At 71.4% G+C, this 18,730-nt stretch carries 18 protein-coding genes and 1 tRNA gene; 8 read left to right on the forward strand and 11 right to left on the reverse strand.

What is annotated here, in order from left to right:
* The first annotated feature begins 60 nt into the window (after positions 1–60).
* The 8 genes from ACIRG9_RS29645 to xerC all read left to right on the forward strand — a co-directional run bounded on the left by ACIRG9_RS29645 (position 61) and on the right by xerC (position 7,121).
* The gene (locus ACIRG9_RS29645) at positions 61–300 is read left to right on the forward strand and encodes a hypothetical protein (protein WP_402863136.1); all 240 of its coding nucleotides are present in this window, start codon (positions 61–63) and stop codon (positions 298–300) included.
* Positions 297–602 carry a hypothetical protein gene (locus tag ACIRG9_RS29650; RefSeq protein ID WP_402863139.1) on the forward strand — a complete coding sequence of 102 codons (306 nt, stop codon included), beginning with the start codon at positions 297–299 and terminating at the stop codon, positions 600–602. Before ACIRG9_RS29645 ends, ACIRG9_RS29650 begins: the two co-directional genes overlap by 4 nt.
* Positions 599–898, forward strand: coding sequence for a DUF4326 domain-containing protein (locus tag ACIRG9_RS29655; RefSeq protein WP_402863142.1), 300 nt, complete (start codon positions 599–601; stop codon positions 896–898). The genes ACIRG9_RS29650 and ACIRG9_RS29655 overlap by 4 nt, the downstream gene beginning before the upstream one ends.
* Positions 895–2,484: a DNA cytosine methyltransferase gene (locus tag ACIRG9_RS29660; RefSeq protein WP_402863145.1), complete on the forward strand. Its 1,590-nt coding sequence runs from the start codon at positions 895–897 to the stop codon at positions 2,482–2,484. The genes ACIRG9_RS29655 and ACIRG9_RS29660 overlap by 4 nt, the downstream gene beginning before the upstream one ends.
* 174 nt (positions 2,485–2,658) lie before the next feature.
* Positions 2,659–3,642: a bifunctional DNA primase/polymerase gene (locus ACIRG9_RS29665; protein ID WP_402863148.1), complete on the forward strand. Its 984-nt coding sequence runs from the start codon at positions 2,659–2,661 to the stop codon at positions 3,640–3,642.
* Positions 3,639–5,201 (forward strand): hypothetical protein, encoded by a 1,563-nt coding sequence (locus ACIRG9_RS29670; RefSeq protein WP_402863151.1) that lies wholly within the window; start codon positions 3,639–3,641, stop codon positions 5,199–5,201. The genes ACIRG9_RS29665 and ACIRG9_RS29670 overlap by 4 nt, the downstream gene beginning before the upstream one ends.
* 532 nt (positions 5,202–5,733) lie before the next feature.
* Positions 5,734–5,916 (forward strand): helix-turn-helix transcriptional regulator, encoded by a 183-nt coding sequence (locus tag ACIRG9_RS29675; RefSeq protein ID WP_402863230.1) that lies wholly within the window; start codon positions 5,734–5,736, stop codon positions 5,914–5,916.
* Positions 5,916–7,121, forward strand: a complete 1,206-nt coding sequence (xerC, locus tag ACIRG9_RS29680; RefSeq protein WP_402863154.1) for a tyrosine recombinase XerC — start codon at positions 5,916–5,918, stop codon at positions 7,119–7,121. Before ACIRG9_RS29675 ends, xerC begins: the two co-directional genes overlap by 1 nt.
* An 82-nt stretch (positions 7,122–7,203) precedes the next feature.
* Here xerC and ACIRG9_RS29685 read toward each other — a convergent pair.
* From ACIRG9_RS29685 to ACIRG9_RS29735, 11 genes are all read right to left on the reverse strand, one after another.
* Positions 7,204–7,277 (reverse strand) — tRNA-Pro (locus ACIRG9_RS29685).
* 131 nt (positions 7,278–7,408) lie between these two features.
* Positions 7,409–8,815, reverse strand: coding sequence for a ribosome biogenesis GTPase Der (gene der, locus ACIRG9_RS29690; RefSeq protein ID WP_402863157.1), 1,407 nt, complete (start codon positions 8,813–8,815; stop codon positions 7,409–7,411).
* Positions 8,812–9,492: a (d)CMP kinase gene (cmk, locus tag ACIRG9_RS29695; protein ID WP_402863161.1), complete on the reverse strand. Its 681-nt coding sequence runs from the start codon at positions 9,490–9,492 to the stop codon at positions 8,812–8,814. Before cmk ends, der begins: the two co-directional genes overlap by 4 nt.
* A gap of 232 nt (positions 9,493–9,724) precedes the next feature.
* Positions 9,725–10,495, reverse strand: coding sequence for a pseudouridine synthase (locus ACIRG9_RS29700; protein ID WP_402863164.1), 771 nt, complete (start codon positions 10,493–10,495; stop codon positions 9,725–9,727).
* The gene (gene scpB, locus ACIRG9_RS29705) at positions 10,482–11,630 is read right to left on the reverse strand and encodes an SMC-Scp complex subunit ScpB (RefSeq protein ID WP_402863167.1); all 1,149 of its coding nucleotides are present in this window, start codon (positions 11,628–11,630) and stop codon (positions 10,482–10,484) included. Before scpB ends, ACIRG9_RS29700 begins: the two co-directional genes overlap by 14 nt.
* On the reverse strand, positions 11,623–12,645 hold the full coding sequence (locus ACIRG9_RS29710) for a segregation and condensation protein A (protein ID WP_402863170.1): 1,023 nt from the start codon (positions 12,643–12,645) through the stop codon (positions 11,623–11,625). Before ACIRG9_RS29710 ends, scpB begins: the two co-directional genes overlap by 8 nt.
* Before the next feature lie 41 nt (positions 12,646–12,686).
* Positions 12,687–13,610 (reverse strand): ParA family protein, encoded by a 924-nt coding sequence (locus tag ACIRG9_RS29715; RefSeq protein WP_402863173.1) that lies wholly within the window; start codon positions 13,608–13,610, stop codon positions 12,687–12,689.
* Between the two features lie 192 nt (positions 13,611–13,802).
* Positions 13,803–14,795: a site-specific tyrosine recombinase XerD gene (locus ACIRG9_RS29720; protein WP_402863233.1), complete on the reverse strand. Its 993-nt coding sequence runs from the start codon at positions 14,793–14,795 to the stop codon at positions 13,803–13,805.
* 10 nt (positions 14,796–14,805) lie between these two features.
* Positions 14,806–15,921, reverse strand: a complete 1,116-nt coding sequence (gene ald / locus ACIRG9_RS29725; protein ID WP_402863176.1) for an alanine dehydrogenase — start codon at positions 15,919–15,921, stop codon at positions 14,806–14,808.
* Positions 15,922–16,162: 241 nt separating this feature from the next.
* Positions 16,163–16,768, reverse strand: coding sequence for an NUDIX domain-containing protein (locus ACIRG9_RS29730; protein ID WP_402863179.1), 606 nt, complete (start codon positions 16,766–16,768; stop codon positions 16,163–16,165).
* An 85-nt stretch (positions 16,769–16,853) separates the two neighbouring features.
* The gene (locus tag ACIRG9_RS29735) at positions 16,854–18,611 is read right to left on the reverse strand and encodes a CTP synthase (RefSeq protein ID WP_402863182.1); all 1,758 of its coding nucleotides are present in this window, start codon (positions 18,609–18,611) and stop codon (positions 16,854–16,856) included.
* Between the last annotated feature and the right edge of the window lie 119 nt (positions 18,612–18,730).

An 18,730-nucleotide genomic window follows, 5' to 3' on the forward strand; every position in this document is an offset into this window, starting at 1 on the left:
GCCCTAGTTCCTAGCGGCGCAAGCCCTCTGCACCCACATTCCGGCTCGTGGAGGCGTTTCGTGACCACCATCCTCCTGCTCGCTAGCCTTGCCACCCTCGGTTACGCAGCGTGTTACCTCGCGGTCTGTGCTGTCTCGCCGTGGGGGCGCTGCCGGCGCTGCCACGGTGCCCGCTACCACCGCACCGCCATCGGCACCCGCCGCGACTGCCGCCGCTGCGACGGCACCGGCATCCGAGTCCGCATCGGACGCCGCCTCATCGACTACATCCGCACCGAATACCGGGCAGGCAACCAATGACCACCCGCCGCACCGGCCGCGACAGTCACACCGACTGGTGCGGCCGGGACCACCGCTGCAACCTCGGAGAGCACCGCTCACCAGAGATCGTGGTCGACCTGCCCGGCCACGCCCGCGCCGTCCTCGTCCGCGTACGCACCGCCGCCGGACGAGAGCACGCCGAGGTACGCGTCAGGATCGCCCTCGCCCCCGGCGAGGTAGCGGCCCGGCGGCAGTTGGTCGGATTGCTCGGCGACCTGCGGCAGACCGTCACCCGCGCCGCCATCGCCGCTCGGCCCCGACCAAGGCGGGCCGGGCGGTGAAGCCACACCGAATCCAGCGGCGCCGCACCGCCGGATGGCGCATGCCCCCGGGCGTGGTCTACGTCGGCCGGCCGACCCGCTGGGGAAACCCGTTCCCCGCCACCACACCGACGCCCGCCGGCCGTGCAGAGGCGGTCGCCCGATACCGGGCGTGGCTCGCCGAACAACCCGACCTGATCGTCGCCGCCCGCGCCGACCTTGCCGGCAAAACCCTCGCGTGCTGGTGCCCGCCCGGCCAGCCCTGCCACGCCGACGTGCTGCTGACCGTCGCCAACACCTCGGAGGACCTGACGTGACTTTGACCATCACTGACCTGTTCTGCGGCGCGGGTGGATCGAGTTCGGGCGCGATCCAAGTCCCCGGGGTCCGGGTTCGGATGGCCGCGAATCACTGGCGGCTCGCCGTCGAGACCCACAACACCAACCACCCCGACGCCGACCACGACTGCGCGGACATCTCCCAGACCGACCCACGCCGCTACCCGGCCACCGACATCCTGTGGGCGTCACCGGAGTGCACCAACCACTCCCAGGCCAAGGGCAAGCGCCGCGCCGACCGGCAGCCGGACCTGTTCGACCAGGTGTTGCCCGACGAAGCCGCCGAACGGTCCCGGGCAACCATGTGGGACGTCTGCCGGTTCGTGGAAGCGATGAAGCTACGCGGCCGGCCGTACAAGGCGTTCGTGGTCGAGAACGTGGTAGACGTCCGCGACTGGATCTACTTCGACGCCTGGGCGATGGCGCTGCGCGCCGCCGGCTACTGCCTGCACTTCGTCTACCTCAACAGCATGTTCGCCCAGGGCATGGGCGGGCCGGCCCCGCAGTCCCGTGACCGCTGGTACTGCGTCGGTCATCTGGAGGGCAACCGCTGCCCGGACCTCAAGCGGTGGACGGCTCCGCTCGCGTGGTGCCCTGCCTGCGACAAGCGGGTCCGGGCGGTGCAGGCGTGGAAGCGGCCCGACCGGCGCCACGGCCGCTACCGGCAGCAGTACGTCTACCGGTGCCCTACCCCGCGCTGTCACATCGAGGTCATGCCCGGGGTGCTGCCAGCGGCTACGGCGATCGACTGGACGTTGCAGGGCGAACGGATCGGGGACCGGACACGGCCCCTCGCGGCGAAAACCGTCGAGCGGATCGAGGCCGGGCTCAAGCGGCACGCGACGCCGCCGTTCCTGACGCTGCTGCGCTCTGACCGGCCGCGCACCGTGGCCGTAGCCGACCCTCTGGCCACGATCGTCGCGGACGGCTCCAACCACGCTCTCGTCAACGGCATGCTCGTGCCGGCCGGTGGCACCCGACGCAGACACGCCGCGCCGGTCACCGCGCCGATGGCGACCCGCACCACCACAGAAAACGACGCCCTGGTGGTGCCGATGCGCGCGAACAACATCGCCAAACCCGCCGCCCTGGCTCCCCTCGACACGGTCGCGGCGGCGGGCAACCACCACGCCCTGGTGATGCGGAACATGACCCCCCGCGGCGACGCCGGGCAGATGTCCACCCCGGTCGACGAGCCGCTGCGCACGCAGACCGCGTCGTCGGTGCAGTCAGTGATCCGCTGGGACCACCTCGTGTACGGCTACGACACCGGCAAACTCCGCCCGACGCACCAGCCGCTTCCGACACAGACCACCGTCGAAGGAGACGCCCTGGTCGGCGCCGCAGTCGCCGTGCAGGACTGCACCTTCCGGATGCTCGAACCTCACGAGATTCAGGCCGCCATGGCCTTCGAGGCCGGCTACCAGGTACTCGGCAACAAACGGGAACGGGTCCGCCAACTCGGCAACGCCGTCACCCCACCAGCCGCCCGGGACCTCATCGCCGCCGTCGTCGAGTCCATCACCGGCCAGCAGCTCGACCTCCCGGCGTGGGAGGCCGCCTGATGGCCAGCCCGTACGGAAACCGGTCTTCCACGTGCGACAACGGCGCGTGCTTCACCTGACCCCAACCCCGAAGCGGCGCGCTTCGCGCGCTCACCACCCGATGGCCAGCGCCCACCCGGTGCTGGCCATCGGCCCGCCGCTACCGGCAACCCTCACCAGAACGGAGGCCCTGTCGTGCCCTCTGCTGACCTGCTCAACGCCGCGCTCGCCTACGCGGCGCGCGGCTGGCACGTCTTCCCGCTGCGCCCCGACCAGCCGACCGCCGGAGAGGACGAGGCGAAGCGGCCCGCGTTCCCGAACCGGTGCACCGCCGCACGCTGCGACCGCGCCGACCCGCGCTGCCGGGCCGCCGGCCGGCACGTCGGGTGGGAGGAACGCGCCACGACCGACCCGGGCCGTATCCGCCGCGCCTGGGCCGCCCGCCCCTACGGGGTCGGCATCGCCTGCGGACCGTCCGGTCTGCTCGTGGTCGACCTGGACGTGCCTAAGCATGCCGGCGACGTGCCGCCGCCGCTGTGGGCGGGAGCGCGTGACGGCGTGGACGTGCTCGCCGCCCTGGCCGAACGGCACGACGGCACCGTCGACCCGACCTACACCCAAACCACAGGGAGGGGCGGCAGCCACCTGTTCTACCGGCACCCCGACAACGGCCCACGCCTGGGCAACACCGTGGGGGAGCGCGGCGGGCTCGGGTGGAAGGTCGACACCAAGTCGCGCGGCGGCTACGTCGTAGCCGCCGGCTCCACCGTCAACAGCCGGCCCTACACCGTTGCCCTCGATTGCGACCCCGCCCCGCTGCCCGGATGGCTCGCGGGGCTACTCGCACCGGCCGCGCGACCGGTCTACCGGCCGGCACCGGTGACGCTGCCACCGGACCGACGCGGCCGGTACATCGCCGCCGCGATCCGCCGCCAGGTCGACCACCTCACCAACGCCCCCGAAGGAGAACGCAACCACACGCTGTTCGCCAGCGCGGTAGCGCTCGGACAGCTCGCCGCCGGAGGCGCACTGACCGAGGACGACGTGTTCGCCGTCCTCGAACCGGCCGCGCTGTCGATCGGCCTGCACCACGGGGAGATCGCGCGCACCATCGCGTCGGGGCTGCGCGTCGGTGTGCGGCAGCCGCGCTACCTGAAAACCATGGGGAGGGCGGCATGAGCGGCACCCGGTTGCAGGTCGGCACCGGCCCCGAAACCATCCGCGCACTCAAAACGGCGTTGGTGGAGGGGCTGTTGCCGGACACGTACGTGTCGGCCGGTCAGTTGGTGCACATGGAAGCCGTGTCCGGTGGCCTCGCGCCTGCCGCCGACGAAGACTCCCCGCTCCCGGTGTCCGCCAGCATCGTCAACCCCGCCGGACTGGCCGGACTGCTCGCGGAGCACGCCTACGTGTACCGCGTGAAGACCCGCAAGGGCGACACCGGCGACCCGGAGATATACGAGGAGGAAGTCACCCCACCCCGCGACACCCTCTCATCCGTGCTGGCGGGGAAGACGTGGCCGGGTGTGGCACCGCTACGCGGGATCATCGGTGCCCCGGTGCTGCGCCGTGACGGCACCCTGTTGCAGCAACCCGGCTACGACCCCGCCACCGGCCTCTACCTCGCCACCAGGGTGGCCCTGCCGCCCGTGCCCGACGAACCCACCCCGAAGCAGGTGGCCGAAGCACGCACGTTCCTGCTCAGCCGGTTCCTGCGCGACTTCCCCTGGGCATCCGCAGCGGACCGCGCCAACTACGTGGCGCTGCTGGCCACGCCGATCCTGCGGCACTTCACCCGATCCCTGACCCCGTTCGCGCTCATCGACGCCACCATGCCCTCATCCGGCAAAACCATCCTCACCGCCGGCCCCGGCATGCTCTACGGCCAACGCGTCATGAACTGGGCCTACTCCGACGAAGAACTCCGCAAGTCCATCACGGCCGTGTTCGCCGAACAGGTCGGCGTAGTCATCTGGGACAACCTCGCCGAAGGAACCGTCATCGACTCCGCCGTACTCGCCCAACTCGTCACCAACGGCGTCTGGTCCGACCGGCAACTCGGCGCATCCCGCAACATCGCCACCATCAACGACCGGCTCTGGATGGCCACCGGCAACAACCTCCAAGTCGGCGGAGACATGGCCTCCCGCACCGTCCGAGTCCACCTCGACCCGAACATGCCCCGCCCCGAACTACGCGACCAAACGGCGTTCGGCATCCCCCACCTCGACCAATGGATCACCGACCCGGCGAACCAACTCACCGTCCTGTGGCACCTGTTGGTTCTGGTGCTCGACTGGACGCGGCAGGGAGCACCCAAGGTGTCCGGGTTGTCGATGCGGCAGTTCACGCCGTGGGCGCAAGCCCTCGGCGGGTTCCTCGCGCATCACGGCATCGACGGATTCCTGACCAACGCCGCCGACGTTCGCGAGATCGATGAAGACGAAACGCGCTGGCGCGCGTTCCTCACCACCTGGCACGAGCGCCACGGCGGTCGACCTCTGACCGCCGCTGACCTACGCCGCGACGGCGAACCCATGAACCTCGGCAGCGACATCAACGACCCGTGGGACGGCCAGTTCATCACCACCCACAACGGCCGCCTGCCCAACCCGCTACAACTCGGCCGACTCCTCACCGGACAGGCCGGACGGTGGCGCGGTGACCACGTCATCCGCGCCGGCCGTAACGACCGAGGCGACCGGGCCGTGTTCTGGGTCGAACGCCACCAGGGGTGAAACCCGCTGAACCATCTCCGCATCTCCGCAACGCCGCACCAACCCCGGCCTACCAGGGAAAACACCCTGCGGAGATCAGAACATCAGGAATCATCGATCTCCGCATCTCCGCAACCTTCTGCGGAGATGAAGACCTCTTGCGGAGATGACCCCTCAGTGGAACTCCGCATCTCCGCAAGCATTTGCCCAGCTCACAGCCATGTTTGCGGAGATGCGGAGATGCGGAGATGGTTCAGCCCCTCCCACAACAAGCGCCGACCACCCGCCACCGACCCGCGCAGACCGGCCCGCTCAGAGCCACACAGACACTCCAGCGCATCCCATCACACCAATCCATCGAAGATCTTGGCTCCACGGCGCTCTCAGCGGGCCGCCTAAACGCCCGCAGGGAGCGCCACCCTTCCACCCAGCACAGGACCCGCCCCCACCCGGAAAGGCGCTCACCGTGCGACTCGTGCCGCAGAATCAGCCAGCAGACGCGACCGCCACCCAGGAAGGAGACAACGTCATCCGCCTCTTCCCCAAGCCGTTCATGTCCACCGAGGAGCTTGCCGAGCTGCTCGACGTCGACCCGTCGACCATCCGGCGTTGGCGCACCGCGCCTCCCTTCCAGGGGCCGCCGTTCATCCAGATCTCCGACCGGGTGGTGAAGTACGCGACGGCCGACGTAGAGCGCTGGCTGTCCGCCCGCCGCGTCTGCCGGCAGGCAGCCTGATGGCGGCACCTCAGCAACCGCCGATCGGCGTGCGGCTGGCCACTGACGTTGAGTTCCGGCCGGGCCGCGACCATCCCTACCGTGCACGAGTCAGATGGACCGACCCGACAAGCAATCGGCGGCTGTCCAAGTCAGCAACGGTCGCCACGCCGGAAGAGGCACAGGCCTGGATCGACGGAATGGTCAGCGCGGCGCAGGGTGGCGTTGACCCGCTCGCCGCCACCAAGCGCCTGACGGAATATGGCGAGAGCGTAATGCCGCTAGCCCTGCGCGGCCTAGAGCGTAAGACGCTTGATCCCTACCTGGCGGGTTGGCGCAAGCGCGTAGTTCCGACGCTCGGTCACATTCCCGTTCGCATGATTACCAACGGCGCGGTTGACCGGGCTGTTCACTCCTGGATTGCCGACGAATGCAGCCGATCCACGGTGAAGAACAGCCTTGCCGTGCTGGTCCGCGTAATGGAGCAGGCCGTGCGCGACGGCATCATCCAGCACAACCCGGCGCGGGTCTCCGGGTGGCAACGCGAGTATCAGCGGGCCGAAGACGAGTTGGACGATCCCCGCTCGCTGGCGCTGCCTGACTGGGAGTCGCTGGCCACTCTTGCCGATGCGCTGGTCGAACGGTCCGCGAACGGCTTCACCGGGTGGGCCCATGTGGTGATATTCGCGGCGTGCACAGCGGCACGAATCGGGGAAGTCTCCGGCGTACGGGCTGAGGACATCGACCGGGCATCGTGGATGTGGACGGTACGCCGGCAGACCACAACCAGCCCCGGAGGGCTGATCGACAAGGGCACCAAGGGAAAGCGGGCACGCATAGTGCCACTGATCGACGAGGTACGGCCGATCGTGGCGCACCGCCTGGACGCGGTGGCCACGCCCGAGGCACGGCTGTTCACCGGGCCGCGCGGTGGCCGAATCAGCACAGCCGTACTGCGGGACGCGACGCACTGGGATGAGGTGGTCACCAAGCTGGGATACGAACATCTGCGCCGGCACGACCTACGGCACACCGGGCTGACCTGGATGGCCGACGCAGGCGTGCCGGTGCACGTCCTACGGAAGATCGCCGGACACGGACAGCTGACCACAACCCAGCGGTACCTACACCCGGACCGGCAGTCGATCACGGACGCGGGAGCGGCGCTGAGCGCCCACCTGAAGGCCCGCCGGTCCCCAGATGGTCCCCAGCTACGCGCAGTCTAGATCGCAAACTCCCACCGTTTCAGCACAGCAGAAAGGCCGTTGACCAGGGCATACGCTCCGGTCAACGGCCTTTCTCATGCTGTCGGGACGGCCGGATTTGAACCGACGACCCCTTGACCCCCAGTCAAGTGCGCTACCAAACTGCGCCACGTCCCGATGCTCCCGCCGGGTTTCCCCTGCGGCAGCCGGTACAGCTTAGCGCAGGATCTTCGCGCTGCGCACAGCCCCCTCCCCCGCCGAGCGCGGCCTCCCCTGACGGAGGCCGTACCCGGCGGAGGCGAGCAGGGTCAGCCGTGAGCCTTGCCGCGCCCGCCCGGGCCGACCTTCTTGCGCGGGCGTACCGAGATCTCGATCGGCGTGCCCTCGAAGCCGAACTCCTCGCGGAGCTTGCGCTCGACGAAGCGCTGGTAGCCGGCGTCCAGCGGGCCGGTGGTGAACAGCACGAAGCGCGGCGGGGCCGCCCCGGCCTGCGTGGCGAAGAGGATGCGCGGCGCGCGACCGCCGCGTACCGGGTGCGGGGTGGCCTGTACCAGTGCGGTGAGCCACTGGTTGAGCTGCGCGGTGGGGATGCGCGTCTCCCAGCTCGCCAGGGCCTTGTGCAGAGCCGGGGCGAGCTTGTCGACCGCCCGGCCGGTCTTCGCCGACAGGTTGAGCCGGATCGCCCAGGGAATGCGGCGCAACTCCCGGTCGATCTCCTTGTCCAGGTAGAAGCGGCGGTCGGCGTCGACCAGGTCCCACTTGTTGAACGCGATGACCAGGGCTCGGCCGGCCTCCACGACCATGCTGAGGATCCGCTGGTCCTGCTCGCTGATCACTTCGCTGGCGTCGAGGAGTACCACGGCCACCTCGGCCGCCTCGATCGCAGAGGCGGTACGCAGGCTGGCGTAGTACTCGGTGCCGCTGGCCTTGCCCACCCGCTTGCGCAGGCCGGCGGTGTCCACCAGCTGCCAGGTCTCCCCGCCGATCTCCGCCAGGCTGTCGACCGGGTCGACGGTGGTGCCGGCGATCGAGTCGACCACTGCCCGTTCCTCGCCGGAGAAGCGGTTGAGCAGGCTGGACTTGCCGACGTTGGGCCGGCCCACCAGGGCCACCCGGCGCGGGCCGCGGGGGCGGTGTTCCACCAGCTTCGGGGCCTCGGGCATGGCGTGCATGATGGCGTCGAGGAGGTCGCCGGAGCCGCGGCCGTGCAACGCGGAGACCGGGAACGGCTCACCAAGGCCGAGCGACCAGAGCGCGGTCGCCTCCATCTCGATGGTGGCGTTGTCGGCCTTGTTCGCCACCAGGATCACCGGCTTGGCGCTGCGGCGCAGCATCTTCACCGCGGCCTCGTCCACATCGGTCGAGCCGACCATCGCGTCGACCACGAAGAGCACCACGTCAGCGGTGGTGACGGCAGTCTCGGCCTGCGCGGCGATCGCCGCCGCGCGGTCTTTCGCGTCGGGTTCCCAGCCGCCGGTGTCCACCACGGTGAACGCCCGGCCGTTCCACTGCGCGTCATACGGGACCCGGTCGCGGGTCACGCCCGGAATGTCCTCGACGACCGCCTGCCGGCGGCCGATGATCCGGTTGACCAGCGTCGACTTGCCCACGTTCGGCCGGCCGACCACGGCCACCACCGGCTGCGGGCCGGCCGGCTCCTCGACGTCGAGCTGCGGATCGCGCAACTCCACCCAGCCGTCACTCGTCTCGGTCATGCCACGCCTCGCTCGGTGAGCAGCTCGCGCAGCCGGGCGACGACCTCGTCGATGCCCAGCTCGGTGGTGTCCAGCTCGACCGCGTCCGGGGCCTGCTGAAGCGGGTTGACCTTGCGGGTCGAGTCGAACTTGTCGCGGCGGGCCAGGTCGGCGGCGGTCGCGGCGACGTCGGCGGCGTCCTCGGCGCTGCGCCGCTGGGCGCGAGCCGTCGCCGAGGCGGTCAGGTAGACCTTCAGGTCGGCGTCCGGGGCCACCACCGAGCCGATGTCACGGCCCTCGACCACGATTCGGCCGGCGTTCGCGATCATCTGGCGCTGCCGGTCGACCAGCAGCTCGCGGACGGCCGGTACGGCGGCCACGGCGGAGACCGCTCCGGTCACCTCGGGACCACGGATGTCCTTCGCCACGTCGACACCGTCAGCGGTCACGCCGTACCCCTCGGGGTCGGTGCCGATGTGCAGGTCGACCTCGCTGGCCACCTTGGCCACCGACTCGGTGTCGGTCAGGTCGACGCCGGAGCGCAGCACCGCCCAGGTGAGCGCCCGGTACATCGCGCCGGTGTCGAGGTAGCGGGCCCCGACGTGGACGGCGAGCCGCCGTGAGACGGTGGACTTGCCCGAACCGGATGGCCCGTCCACCGCGACCACGCACCGCCCGGTCCGTTCGTTCTCCCCCACCGTGTGCCTCCTCAGCCCGTACCTCGCGGGCCGCCGGTGTTTCCGGCGCCGTTGAGCGGTTGTCCTCGTCAATGATGCCCGCGGCCGTGGCGGGCCCGCGCGGCGACGTCACCGGGCGCGACCCGCGACACCCCTGCGGGCCGCCCCGACAACTCCGGCTCGACGCGTCACGACCCGGAGCCGTCACCGGCCGCGAGGAAGCCTACCGGGACGCGTACCCCGGAACGACCGGTCAGTCACCCACCGCCTTGAACAGAGCGGCGACCTCGGCGTTCGTGAGCCGCCGGGTCCGCCCGGCGCGCAGGTCGCCGAGGCGGATCGGCCCGATCGAGGTACGCACCAGCCGGCTCACCGGGTGGCCGACCTCGGCCAGCACCCGCCGGACGATGTGCTTGCGCCCTTCGTGCAGGGTCAGCTCCACCTGGGCGGTCTTGCCCAGGGTGCCCACCACCTTGAACGAGTTGACCTGCACCGGCCCGTCCTCCAGCTCGACGCCCGCCGCGAGCCGCTTGCCCAGGTTGCGCGGGATCGGCCCGGCCACCTCGCAGAGGTACGTCTTCGACACCCCGTACGACGGGTGCATGAGCCGGTGGGCGAGGGTGCCGTCGTTGGTGAGCAGCAGCAGGCCCTCGCTGTCCGCGTCGAGCCGCCCGACGTGGTAGACCCGCTGCTCCACCCGGTTGCCGAGGAAGTCCGACAGCGCGGCGCGGCCCTTCTCGTCCGCCATCGTGGAGACGACGCCCCGGGGCTTGTTCATGGCCAGGTAGACCAGGCGGGTGTCGGCCTGCAGCCGCTCGCCGTCGACGTGGATCACGTCGCGGCTCGGGTCGGCCTTGTCGCCGAGCTGGGCGACCCGGCCGTTGACGGTGACCCGACGCCGGAAGATCAGATCCTCGCAGGCGCGCCGCGATCCCACGCCGGCGGCGGCGAGCACCTTCTGCAGGCGTTCGGCGCTGTCGTACACGGGGGCGTCGGGCATCGGGGCACGTTCATCGCGTCGCATCGGCAAGCTCTTCTACGTCGTCGGGCAGGAAGGGGGCCAGCGGCGGCAGGTCGTCCACCGAGTTGAGCCCCAACTTCTCCAGGAACATGATGGTGGTCCGGTAGAGAAACGCACCGCTGTCCGGTTCGGTGCCGCACTCCTCGACCAGGCCACGGGAAACCAGGGTACGGAGCACCCCGTCGCAGTTGACACCCCGGATCGCGGAGATCCGCGACCGGGTCACCGGCTGCTTGTAGGCGACCACGGCCAGGGTTTCCAGCGCTGCCTGGGTGAGCCGCACGGACTGCCCGTCCAGCACGAACCGCTCCACGTAGCTGGCGTATTCCGGGCGGGTGTAAAGCCGCCAGCCTCCGGCGGCCCGGCGCAGCTCGAAGCCGTGCCCGGCGGCGGTGTAGCCGGCCGCGATGTCGTCGAGCATCGGGCCGATCCGTTCCGGGGACTGCTCCAGCACCTGGGCCAGGGTCAGCTCGCTGACCGGCTGGTCCACCACCAGCAGGATCGCCTCCAGCGCCCCACGCAGTTCCGCGTCGGACAACTCGGGCGCCGGCTCCGGCGGGGCCGCCGCCCGGCGTCGCCCCCGCTTCGCGGGTACGCCGCCCTCGTCCCCCTGCGCCGCCGACTCGTCGGCTTCGGCCGTCTCCGCCGACCCCGTCCCGACCCCGCTGCTCTCCTCGGGGATCTTGGCCGCGTTCGGCTCCTCCAGGGGCGCTTCGGCACCAAGATCCGGAGCCGCCTGCGGATCCGTCTCGGCGACGGTGAAGATCTTGGAAGAAGTAGGCCCCTCCGGGGGCCCTTCGCTTCCAAAATCTGCCGCGGGCTCGGGCCGGGCGTCGGGAACGGGTTCCAAGGTGGGGTCGGGCTCGGCGTCGGGAGCGGGTTCCGGGGCGGGGTCGGACGCCGGCTGCCCTTCCGCGGCGGGCTCGGGCACGGACGTGGGCGAGCCCGGCCCAGCAGCGGGCTCAGGCACGGTGGGCTCGGGCACGGTGGTGGGCGAGGCCGGCCCAGCGGACTCGGGCTCCGGCTCCAACTCCGGCTCAGGGCGCTCGGGCGCGGGTGCGGGTGCGGGGCGCTGCCACGGCGGGACCCAGGCGGCGGCCTGGTCGGCCAGCGAGTCGCGGCGCTCCTCGTCACTCATCGGATCCCTCCCGCGTGGTTGCCGTGTCGCCGCCGCTGGGCGCCGCTGTGCCGCCGCCGCTGGGCGCCGCCGGGGCGGCCGGCTCGGGGGAGCCGGCGTATTCGTCGATGGTCAGCTCGGTGTCGCCGTCGGTGGGGCCGGTCCACCGGACGGTCAGCTCCTCCAGGGCCTGCTCCTGGACGAAGGCGACCAGCCCCTGCCGGTAGAGCTCCAGCAGGGCCAGGAAGCGGGCCACCACCTCCAGGGTGATCTCGCAGTCGGCGCAGAGCAGCGAGAAGGTGGCCGTGCCGGCGCGGCGCAGCCGGACAGAGATGATCTCCGCGTGCTCCCGGACGCTGACCCGGACCATGTGCACGTGCGCGATGGACACCTCGGGCACCGGCTTCGGGATCATCGCCTTCAGCGCCAGCTTGAGCAGCCGCTCGGGGCCGATGCCGAGCACCAGGTCTGGCAGGGCCTCGGCGTACCGGGGTTCCAGGGTGACCGCGCGCGGATAGCGCCGGCCGCCGACCGCCTCCAGCTCGGCCAGGTGCGCCGCCGCCTCCTTGTACGCCTTGTATTGCAGCAGCCGGGCGAAGAGCAGGTCCCGGGCTTCCAGGAGGGCGAGGTCCTCCTCGTCCTCCACCTCGGCGGCGGGCAGCAGCCGGGCCGCCTTCAGGTCGAGCAGGGTGGCGGCGACCAGCAGGAACTCGCTGGTCTCGTCCAGGTCCCACTGGTCGCCCATGGCCCGGAGGTACGCGATGAACTCGTCGGTGACCTTGTGCAGGGCCACCTCGGTGACGTCGAGCTTGTGCTTGCTGATGAGCTGCAGCAGCAGGTCGAACGGGCCGGTGAAGTTGTCCAGCCGTACGGTGAACCTGCCGGAGTCCTCGGCGGGGTCGGCCGGGACGACGCCGTCGACCTCTGCGGCCGGCTCGGTGGGTGCCGCCGGAACGACGCCGTCAGCCTCCGCGGCGGTCGCCGGATCGGCGGCGCGGCGCGGGGCGGCGGTCGGGTCGAGGGGCGGTGCGGTCACCGGAGAACCGTAGTCCACGGCCAGGACATCCGGCGTTCGACCTACCGTTCGGTCTGGGCGGCGATCACCTCGCGGGCCAGCTGGCGGTAGTTGCGGGCGCCGGAGGAGGCCGGGTCGAGGGTGGTGATCGGGGCGCCGGCGACCGTCGACTCGGGGAACTTCACGGTCTTGGTGATCACGGTCTGGTAGACCTTGTCGCCGAACGCCTCCACCACCCGCTGGAGCACCTGGCGGCAGTGGGTGGTGCGGCTGTCGTACATGGTGGCGAGGATGCCTTCGAGTTCCAGGTCGAAGTTGAGCCGCTCGCGCACCTTGTCGATGGTGTCCAGCAGCAGCGCGACCCCGCGCAGGCTGAAGAACTCGCACTCCAGCGGGATGAGCACGCCGTGCGCCACGGTCAGCGCGTTGATCGCCAGCAGGCCCAGCGAGGGCTGGCAGTCGATCAGGATGTAGTCGTACTCCTTGCGGACCGATTTGAGCACGCGGGCCAGGGCCATCTCGCGGGCGACCTCGTTGACCAGCTGGATCTCGGCGGCGGAGAGGTCGATGTTGGCCGGCAGCAGGTGCAGCCCGGCGACGTCGGTCTTGATCAGCACGTCGTCGGCGGTGACGTCGTCCTGCATGAGGAGGTTGTAGACCGACAGGTCGAGGTTGTGCGGGTTCACGCCCAGGCCGACGGAGAGCGCGCCCTGCGGGTCGAAGTCGACCAGCAGCACCTTGCGGCCGTACTCGGCGAGCGCAGCACCCAGATTGATGGTGGTCGTGGTCTTACCGACGCCACCCTTCTGGTTGGCCATCGCGATGATCCGCGCCGGACCGTGCCGGTCGGTGGGCATCGGCTCCGGGATCGGCTTGCGCATCGTGTAGGCGGCCGGGTCGGCGGGGCCGAGGTCGGCGCCGAGCGACGCCTGCTGCTCACGGAGCTCCGACGTCCAGGTCTCGGCACGATCCTCGTTGCCTGCCATGTCCTCGTTGCCCCCTCCCGACGACCACCCGGTGTCGGAGCCGTCCGACGTCCCTCGCGGCGCCGCTGCGTACCCCCGGTTCGTCGCCCCATGAGGTCCACGCCATGCCGACTGTACGCCACGTGCCAGCAGCGCGTTCGGTACCGGGTCGGCGTGTCGGCCCGCCCTGCTCCCGTGGGTCGTCCGAAGAGGTCAGCCGCGGGCACGTGGGTGGGCGGTGGCGTACACCTCGCGCAGCCGCTCCACCGTGACCAACGTGTAGACCTGGGTGGTGGTCACCGAGGCGTGGCCGAGCAGTTCCTGCACCACCCGGACGTCGGCGCCGCCGTCGAGCAGGTGGGTGGCGTACGAGTGGCGCAGGGTGTGCGGGGAGACCGCGTCGGGTCCGGCCACCGGCAGGCCGGCCCGCTCGCCGGCGCCACGCAGGACGGTCCAGGCGCCCTGCCGGGTCAGCGGGGCGCCACGGGCGTTGACGAAGACCGTCGGGGTGCCCCGGCCGGCGGCGAGCAGGGCCGGACGTCCGCGTACCAGCCAGGCGCGCAGCGCCTCGACGGCGTACCCGCCGACCGGCACGAGCCGGGTCCGGCCGCCCTTGCCGCGCAGCAGCACGGTTCCCTCGTCCACGTCCAGGTCGTCGACCGCGGCGCCGACCGCCTCGGAGATGCGCGCGCCGGTGCCGTACAGGAACTCCAGCAGCGCCCGGTCGCGCAGCGCGCGGGGCGCCGCGTCGCCGGTGCCGGCGCCCGGGCCGGCGGCCTCCAGCAACCGGATGACGTCGTCGACCGGCAGCGCCCGGGGCAGCCGGCGCGGCGGGGTGGGCGGGCGGACGTCGCGGCTGGGGTCGGCGCCGGCCAGCCCTTCGCGCAGCGCGAAGCGGTGCAGGCCGCGGACGGCGCTGGCGGCGCGGGCCGCCGACGACACCGCCAGCGGCGGGTGGTCGGCGTCGCCGGCGCGCAGCCGGGCCAGGTGTCCCTCGACCTCGGCGGACCCGACGGCGGCCAGGTCACTCACCCTGGCCGCGGCCAGGGTGGCCAGGTAGCGGTCGAGGTCGCGACGGTACGAGGCGAGGGTGTTCGCGGAGAGGCCACGCTCGACGGTGAGGTGATCCAGGTAGCCCCGGACGGCACGGCGCAGGGCCGGCGCGGGCTCCACGTCCGGGCCGGCCCTGGACGCTGCGGCGGTCAGGTTGTGCCCCTCACGCCAGCGCCTCGGCCAGCGGCAGCACGTCCATGTCGTGCGCCTCGGCGACCGGGCCGTAGACGACCTTGCCGGCGTGGGTGTTCAGGCCCAGCGCCAGGGCCGGGTCGTTGCGCAGCGCCTGGCGCCAGCCGTGGTTGGCCAGTTCGAGGGCGTACGGCAGGGTGACGTTGGTCAGGGCGTGGGTGCTGGTGTTCGGCACCGCCCCGGGCATGTTCGCCACACAGTAGAAGATCGACTCGTGCACCTTGTAGACCGGGTCGGCGTGGGTGGTGGGGCGTGAGTCCTCGAAGCAGCCGCCCTGGTCGATGGCGATGTCGACGAGCACGCTGCCCGGCTTCATCCGGGACACCAGCTCGTTGGAGACGAGCTTCGGCGCCTTCGCGCCCGGCACCAGCACGGCGCCGATGACCAGGTCCGCGTCGAGCACGGCCCGCTCGATCTCGTACGCGTTGGAGGCGACGGTCTGCAGGTGGCCACGATAGATGGCGTCGGCCTGGCGCAGCCGGGCGACGTTCTTGTCCAGCAGCAGCACCTCCGACTGCATGCCGAGCGCGATCGCGGCGGCGTTCATGCCGGAGACGCCGGCGCCGATGACCACCGTCTTGGCGGCGTAGACGCCGGAGACGCCGCCGGGCAGCACGCCGCGCCCACCACCGGTACGCATCATGTAGAAGGCGCCCACCTGCGGGGCGAGTCGACCGGCCACCTCGGACATCGGGGCGAGCAGCGGCAGCGATCGGTCGGGCAGTTCGACGGTCTCGTAGGCGATGCCGGTGACCTCGCGGTCGAGCAGCGCCTCGGTGCAGTCGCGGGAGGCGGCCAGATGCAGGTAGGTGAAGAGCACCTGCCCCGCACGCATCCGGTGGTACTCCTCGGCGACCGGCTCCTTGACCTTGAGTACCAGGTCGGCGGCGTCCCAGACCTCGTCCGCACTGGCGAGGATCTTTGCGCCGGCGGCGGCGAACTCCTCGTCGGGGATGGTGGAGCCGACGCCCGCGCCGGACTCGACGAAGACCTCGTGGCCGTGGCGGGTGAACTCGTTGATGCCAGCGGGCGTGATCGCGACCCGGTACTCGTGGTTCTTGACCTCGCGGGGGATTCCGACCTTCACGATGCAGTCACCTTCCTCCGGGGTGCTGGTCCCCGAATGCCCGGTGCCGCAGCGGCCCCTTTGCCGACCCGGTCCACCGGTCCCGCCGGCGGCAGTCTAGGCGCGCGGGAAGTCCCCGGAGGCCAACACAGTGACATCCGGTGCCCGTTCATCCTGACGATGTGTCAGGCACGAACCGGCCGGACGGCGACCGGGCCGCGCGTGACTCACCCCGCGCGGCCCTCGCGTCGCCGCCGCCCGCTCAGCGGGGCAGCGGGGCCTCCGGCCGGCGCAGCTCGGTGAAGCCGGTCTCCCGCGCCCGGGCGGCGGCCAACAGCCCGGCCACGCAGGCGGCGTTGGTGATCTCCCCCGCCAGGACCATCCCGACCGCCTCGTCCAGGTCGACCCGGACGACCTGCAGGTCGGCCTCCTCGTCGCGCCGGTCGTGCCGCTGCTCGACAGGCACGTCGGCGAGGTCGCGGGCCAGGAAGACCCGGACCGCCTCGTCCGAGAAGCCCGGCGAGCTGTGCAGGTCGACCAGGATGTCGATGGTGCCGGCGGTCAGGTCGGCCTCCTCGGCCAGTTCCCGGGCCGCGGCGGCGGCCAGGTCCTCGCCGCTGACGTCCGTCAGCCCGGCCGGCAACTCCCACAGGTGCCGGCCGACCGGATGCCGGTACTGCCGGATCAGCACCACCTGTCCCGCGTCGTCCAGCGCCACCACGGCCACCGCGCCGACGTGCCGGACGTAGTCCCGGGAAGCGGTGCCGCCGCCGGGCATGGTGACGTCGTCGCTGACCACCGAGAAGATCCGGCCGGACCAGATCTCCCGGTGGCCGGTCACCTCGTACCGGTGCTCCACCGCGCTCACGCCGCCACCTCGCTTCGCTCCGCGGCGGTGCGAGGCGCCACGCTACTGAGCCTCATGGTTCGCTCACTCCGCTCACTCCGCTCGCTCACGACGCGGACGTCGCCTTCGCCGCGGTGGCGGCGCCGTTGCGGCTCGCCTTCGCGGCCGCGGCCTCCGGCGGGGCGGTCGCCAGGTCGACCGGCAGCTGGTCGGCCTGGGAGTACGCGACGGCGGCCTGGACGAACGCGGCGAACAGCGGGTGCGGGCGGGTCGGCCGGCTCTTCAGCTCCGGGTGCGCCTGGGTGGCCACGAAGAACGGGTGCAGCTTCCGGTCCAGCTCGACGAACTCGACCAGCCGGCCGTCCGGCGAGGTGCCCGAGATGCTCAGGCCGGCCTTGGTGAGCTGATCGCGGTAGGCGTTGTTCACCTCGTACCGGTGCCGGTGCCGCTCGCTGATCTCGGTGCTGCCGTACGCCTCGGCGACCAGCGAGCCCTCGGCCAGCTTCGCCGGGTACGCCCCGAGCCGCATGGTGCCGCCCAGGTCGCCCTTGCCGGCGACGATGTCCTCCTGGTCGGCCATCGTGGCGATCACCGGGTGCTTGGCCTCCTCGTCGAACTCCAGCGAGTTCGCCCCGTCGAGGCCGGCCAGGTGGCGGGCCACCTCGATGGTCATGCACTGCAGGCCGAGGCAGAGACCGAGCAGCGGGACGCCGTTCTCCCGGGCGTACCGGACGGTGCCGATCTTGCCCTCGATGCCGCGTACGCCGAAACCGCCCGGAATGACGATGCCGTCCACGCCGGCCAGGGCAGCCGCCGCGCCGGCCGGGGTGACGCAGTCGTCGCTGGGCACCCAACGCAGCTGCACCCGGGCCCGGTGGCCGAAGCCGGCGGCCCGGATCGCCTCGCTCACCGACAGGTACGCGTCGGGCAGGTCGACGTACTTGCCGACCAGCGCCACGGTCACCGTGTGGCGGGGCTGGTGCACCCGCTCCAGCAGGTCGTCCCAGCGGGACCAGTCCACGTCCCGGAAGGACACGCCCAGCCGGCGCACCACGTACGCGTCGAGGCCCTCCCGGTGCAGCACCTTCGGGATGTCGTAGATGCTCGGCGCGTCCGGGGCGGCGGTGACCGCCTCCCGGTCCACGTCGCAGTAGAGGGAGAGCTTCTCCTTGACCTTGTCCGGGATGTCCCGGTCGCAGCGCAGCACCAGGGCGTCCGGCTGGATGCCGATGCTGCGCAGCTGCGCCACGGAGTGCTGCGTCGGCTTGGTCTTCAGCTCACCCGACGGCGCCAGATAGGGCACCAGCGACACGTGCAGGTAGAAGCAGTTGTCCCGGCCCAGATCGTGGCGGACCTGACGGATCGCCTCCAGGAACGGCAGCGACTCGATGTCGCCGACCGTGCCGCCGACCTCGGTGATCACCACGTCGGGGACCTGGCCCTCGGCGTCCGGCTCGCCCATGCCCAGGATCCGCGACTTGATCTCGTTGGTGATGTGCGGGATGACCTGGACGGTGTCGCCCAGGTACTCGCCGCGCCGCTCCTTGGCGATCACCGCCGAGTAGATCTGCCCGGTGGTGACGTTCGCCTTGCCGGACAGGTCGCGGTCCAGGAACCGCTCGTAGTGGCCGACGTCGAGGTCGGTCTCGGCGCCGTCCTCGGTGACGAAGACCTCGCCGTGCTGGAACGGGTTCATCGTTCCCGGGTCGACGTTGAGGTACGGGTCGAGCTTCTGCATCACCACGCGCAGCCCGCGCGCGGTCAGCAGGGTGCCGAGGCTGGAGGCGGTGAGGCCCTTACCCAGCGAGGAGGCGACGCCCCCGGTGACGAAAATGTGCCTGGTCGTCCGTGCTGAAGGGGCCAAGGCCTGCTCCCGTGTCGTCCGTCGCGGTCGTGCGAACCGCCGTGCCGATCAGCAAAGTGATCACGCGATCCACGGGACTCCACGGTAACACCTTCCCCGTCCCGAACCGGCGTCGCACC

This window comes from Micromonospora sp. NPDC093277, assembly GCF_044765245.1.
In the GTDB taxonomy this organism is placed as follows: Bacteria; Actinomycetota; Actinomycetes; order Mycobacteriales; family Micromonosporaceae; genus Micromonospora.

Excerpts from the sequence above, each read along its gene's own strand:
- ACIRG9_RS29650 (WP_402863139.1), top strand. The coding sequence starts at position 297 with ATGACCACCCGCCGCACCGGCCGCGACAGTCACACCGACTGGTGCGGC.
- ACIRG9_RS29715 (WP_402863173.1), bottom strand. The coding sequence starts at position 13,610 with ATGGCAGGCAACGAGGATCGTGCCGAGACCTGGACGTCGGAGCTCCGT.
- der (WP_402863157.1), bottom strand. The coding sequence starts at position 8,815 with ATGACCGAGACGAGTGACGGCTGGGTGGAGTTGCGCGATCCGCAGCTC.
- ACIRG9_RS29700 (WP_402863164.1), bottom strand. The coding sequence starts at position 10,495 with ATGCGACGCGATGAACGTGCCCCGATGCCCGACGCCCCCGTGTACGAC.
- ACIRG9_RS29670 (WP_402863151.1), top strand. The coding sequence starts at position 3,639 with ATGAGCGGCACCCGGTTGCAGGTCGGCACCGGCCCCGAAACCATCCGC.
- scpB (WP_402863167.1), bottom strand. The coding sequence starts at position 11,630 with ATGAGTGACGAGGAGCGCCGCGACTCGCTGGCCGACCAGGCCGCCGCC.
- xerC (WP_402863154.1), top strand. The coding sequence starts at position 5,916 with ATGGCGGCACCTCAGCAACCGCCGATCGGCGTGCGGCTGGCCACTGAC.
- ACIRG9_RS29675 (WP_402863230.1), top strand. The coding sequence starts at position 5,734 with ATGTCCACCGAGGAGCTTGCCGAGCTGCTCGACGTCGACCCGTCGACC.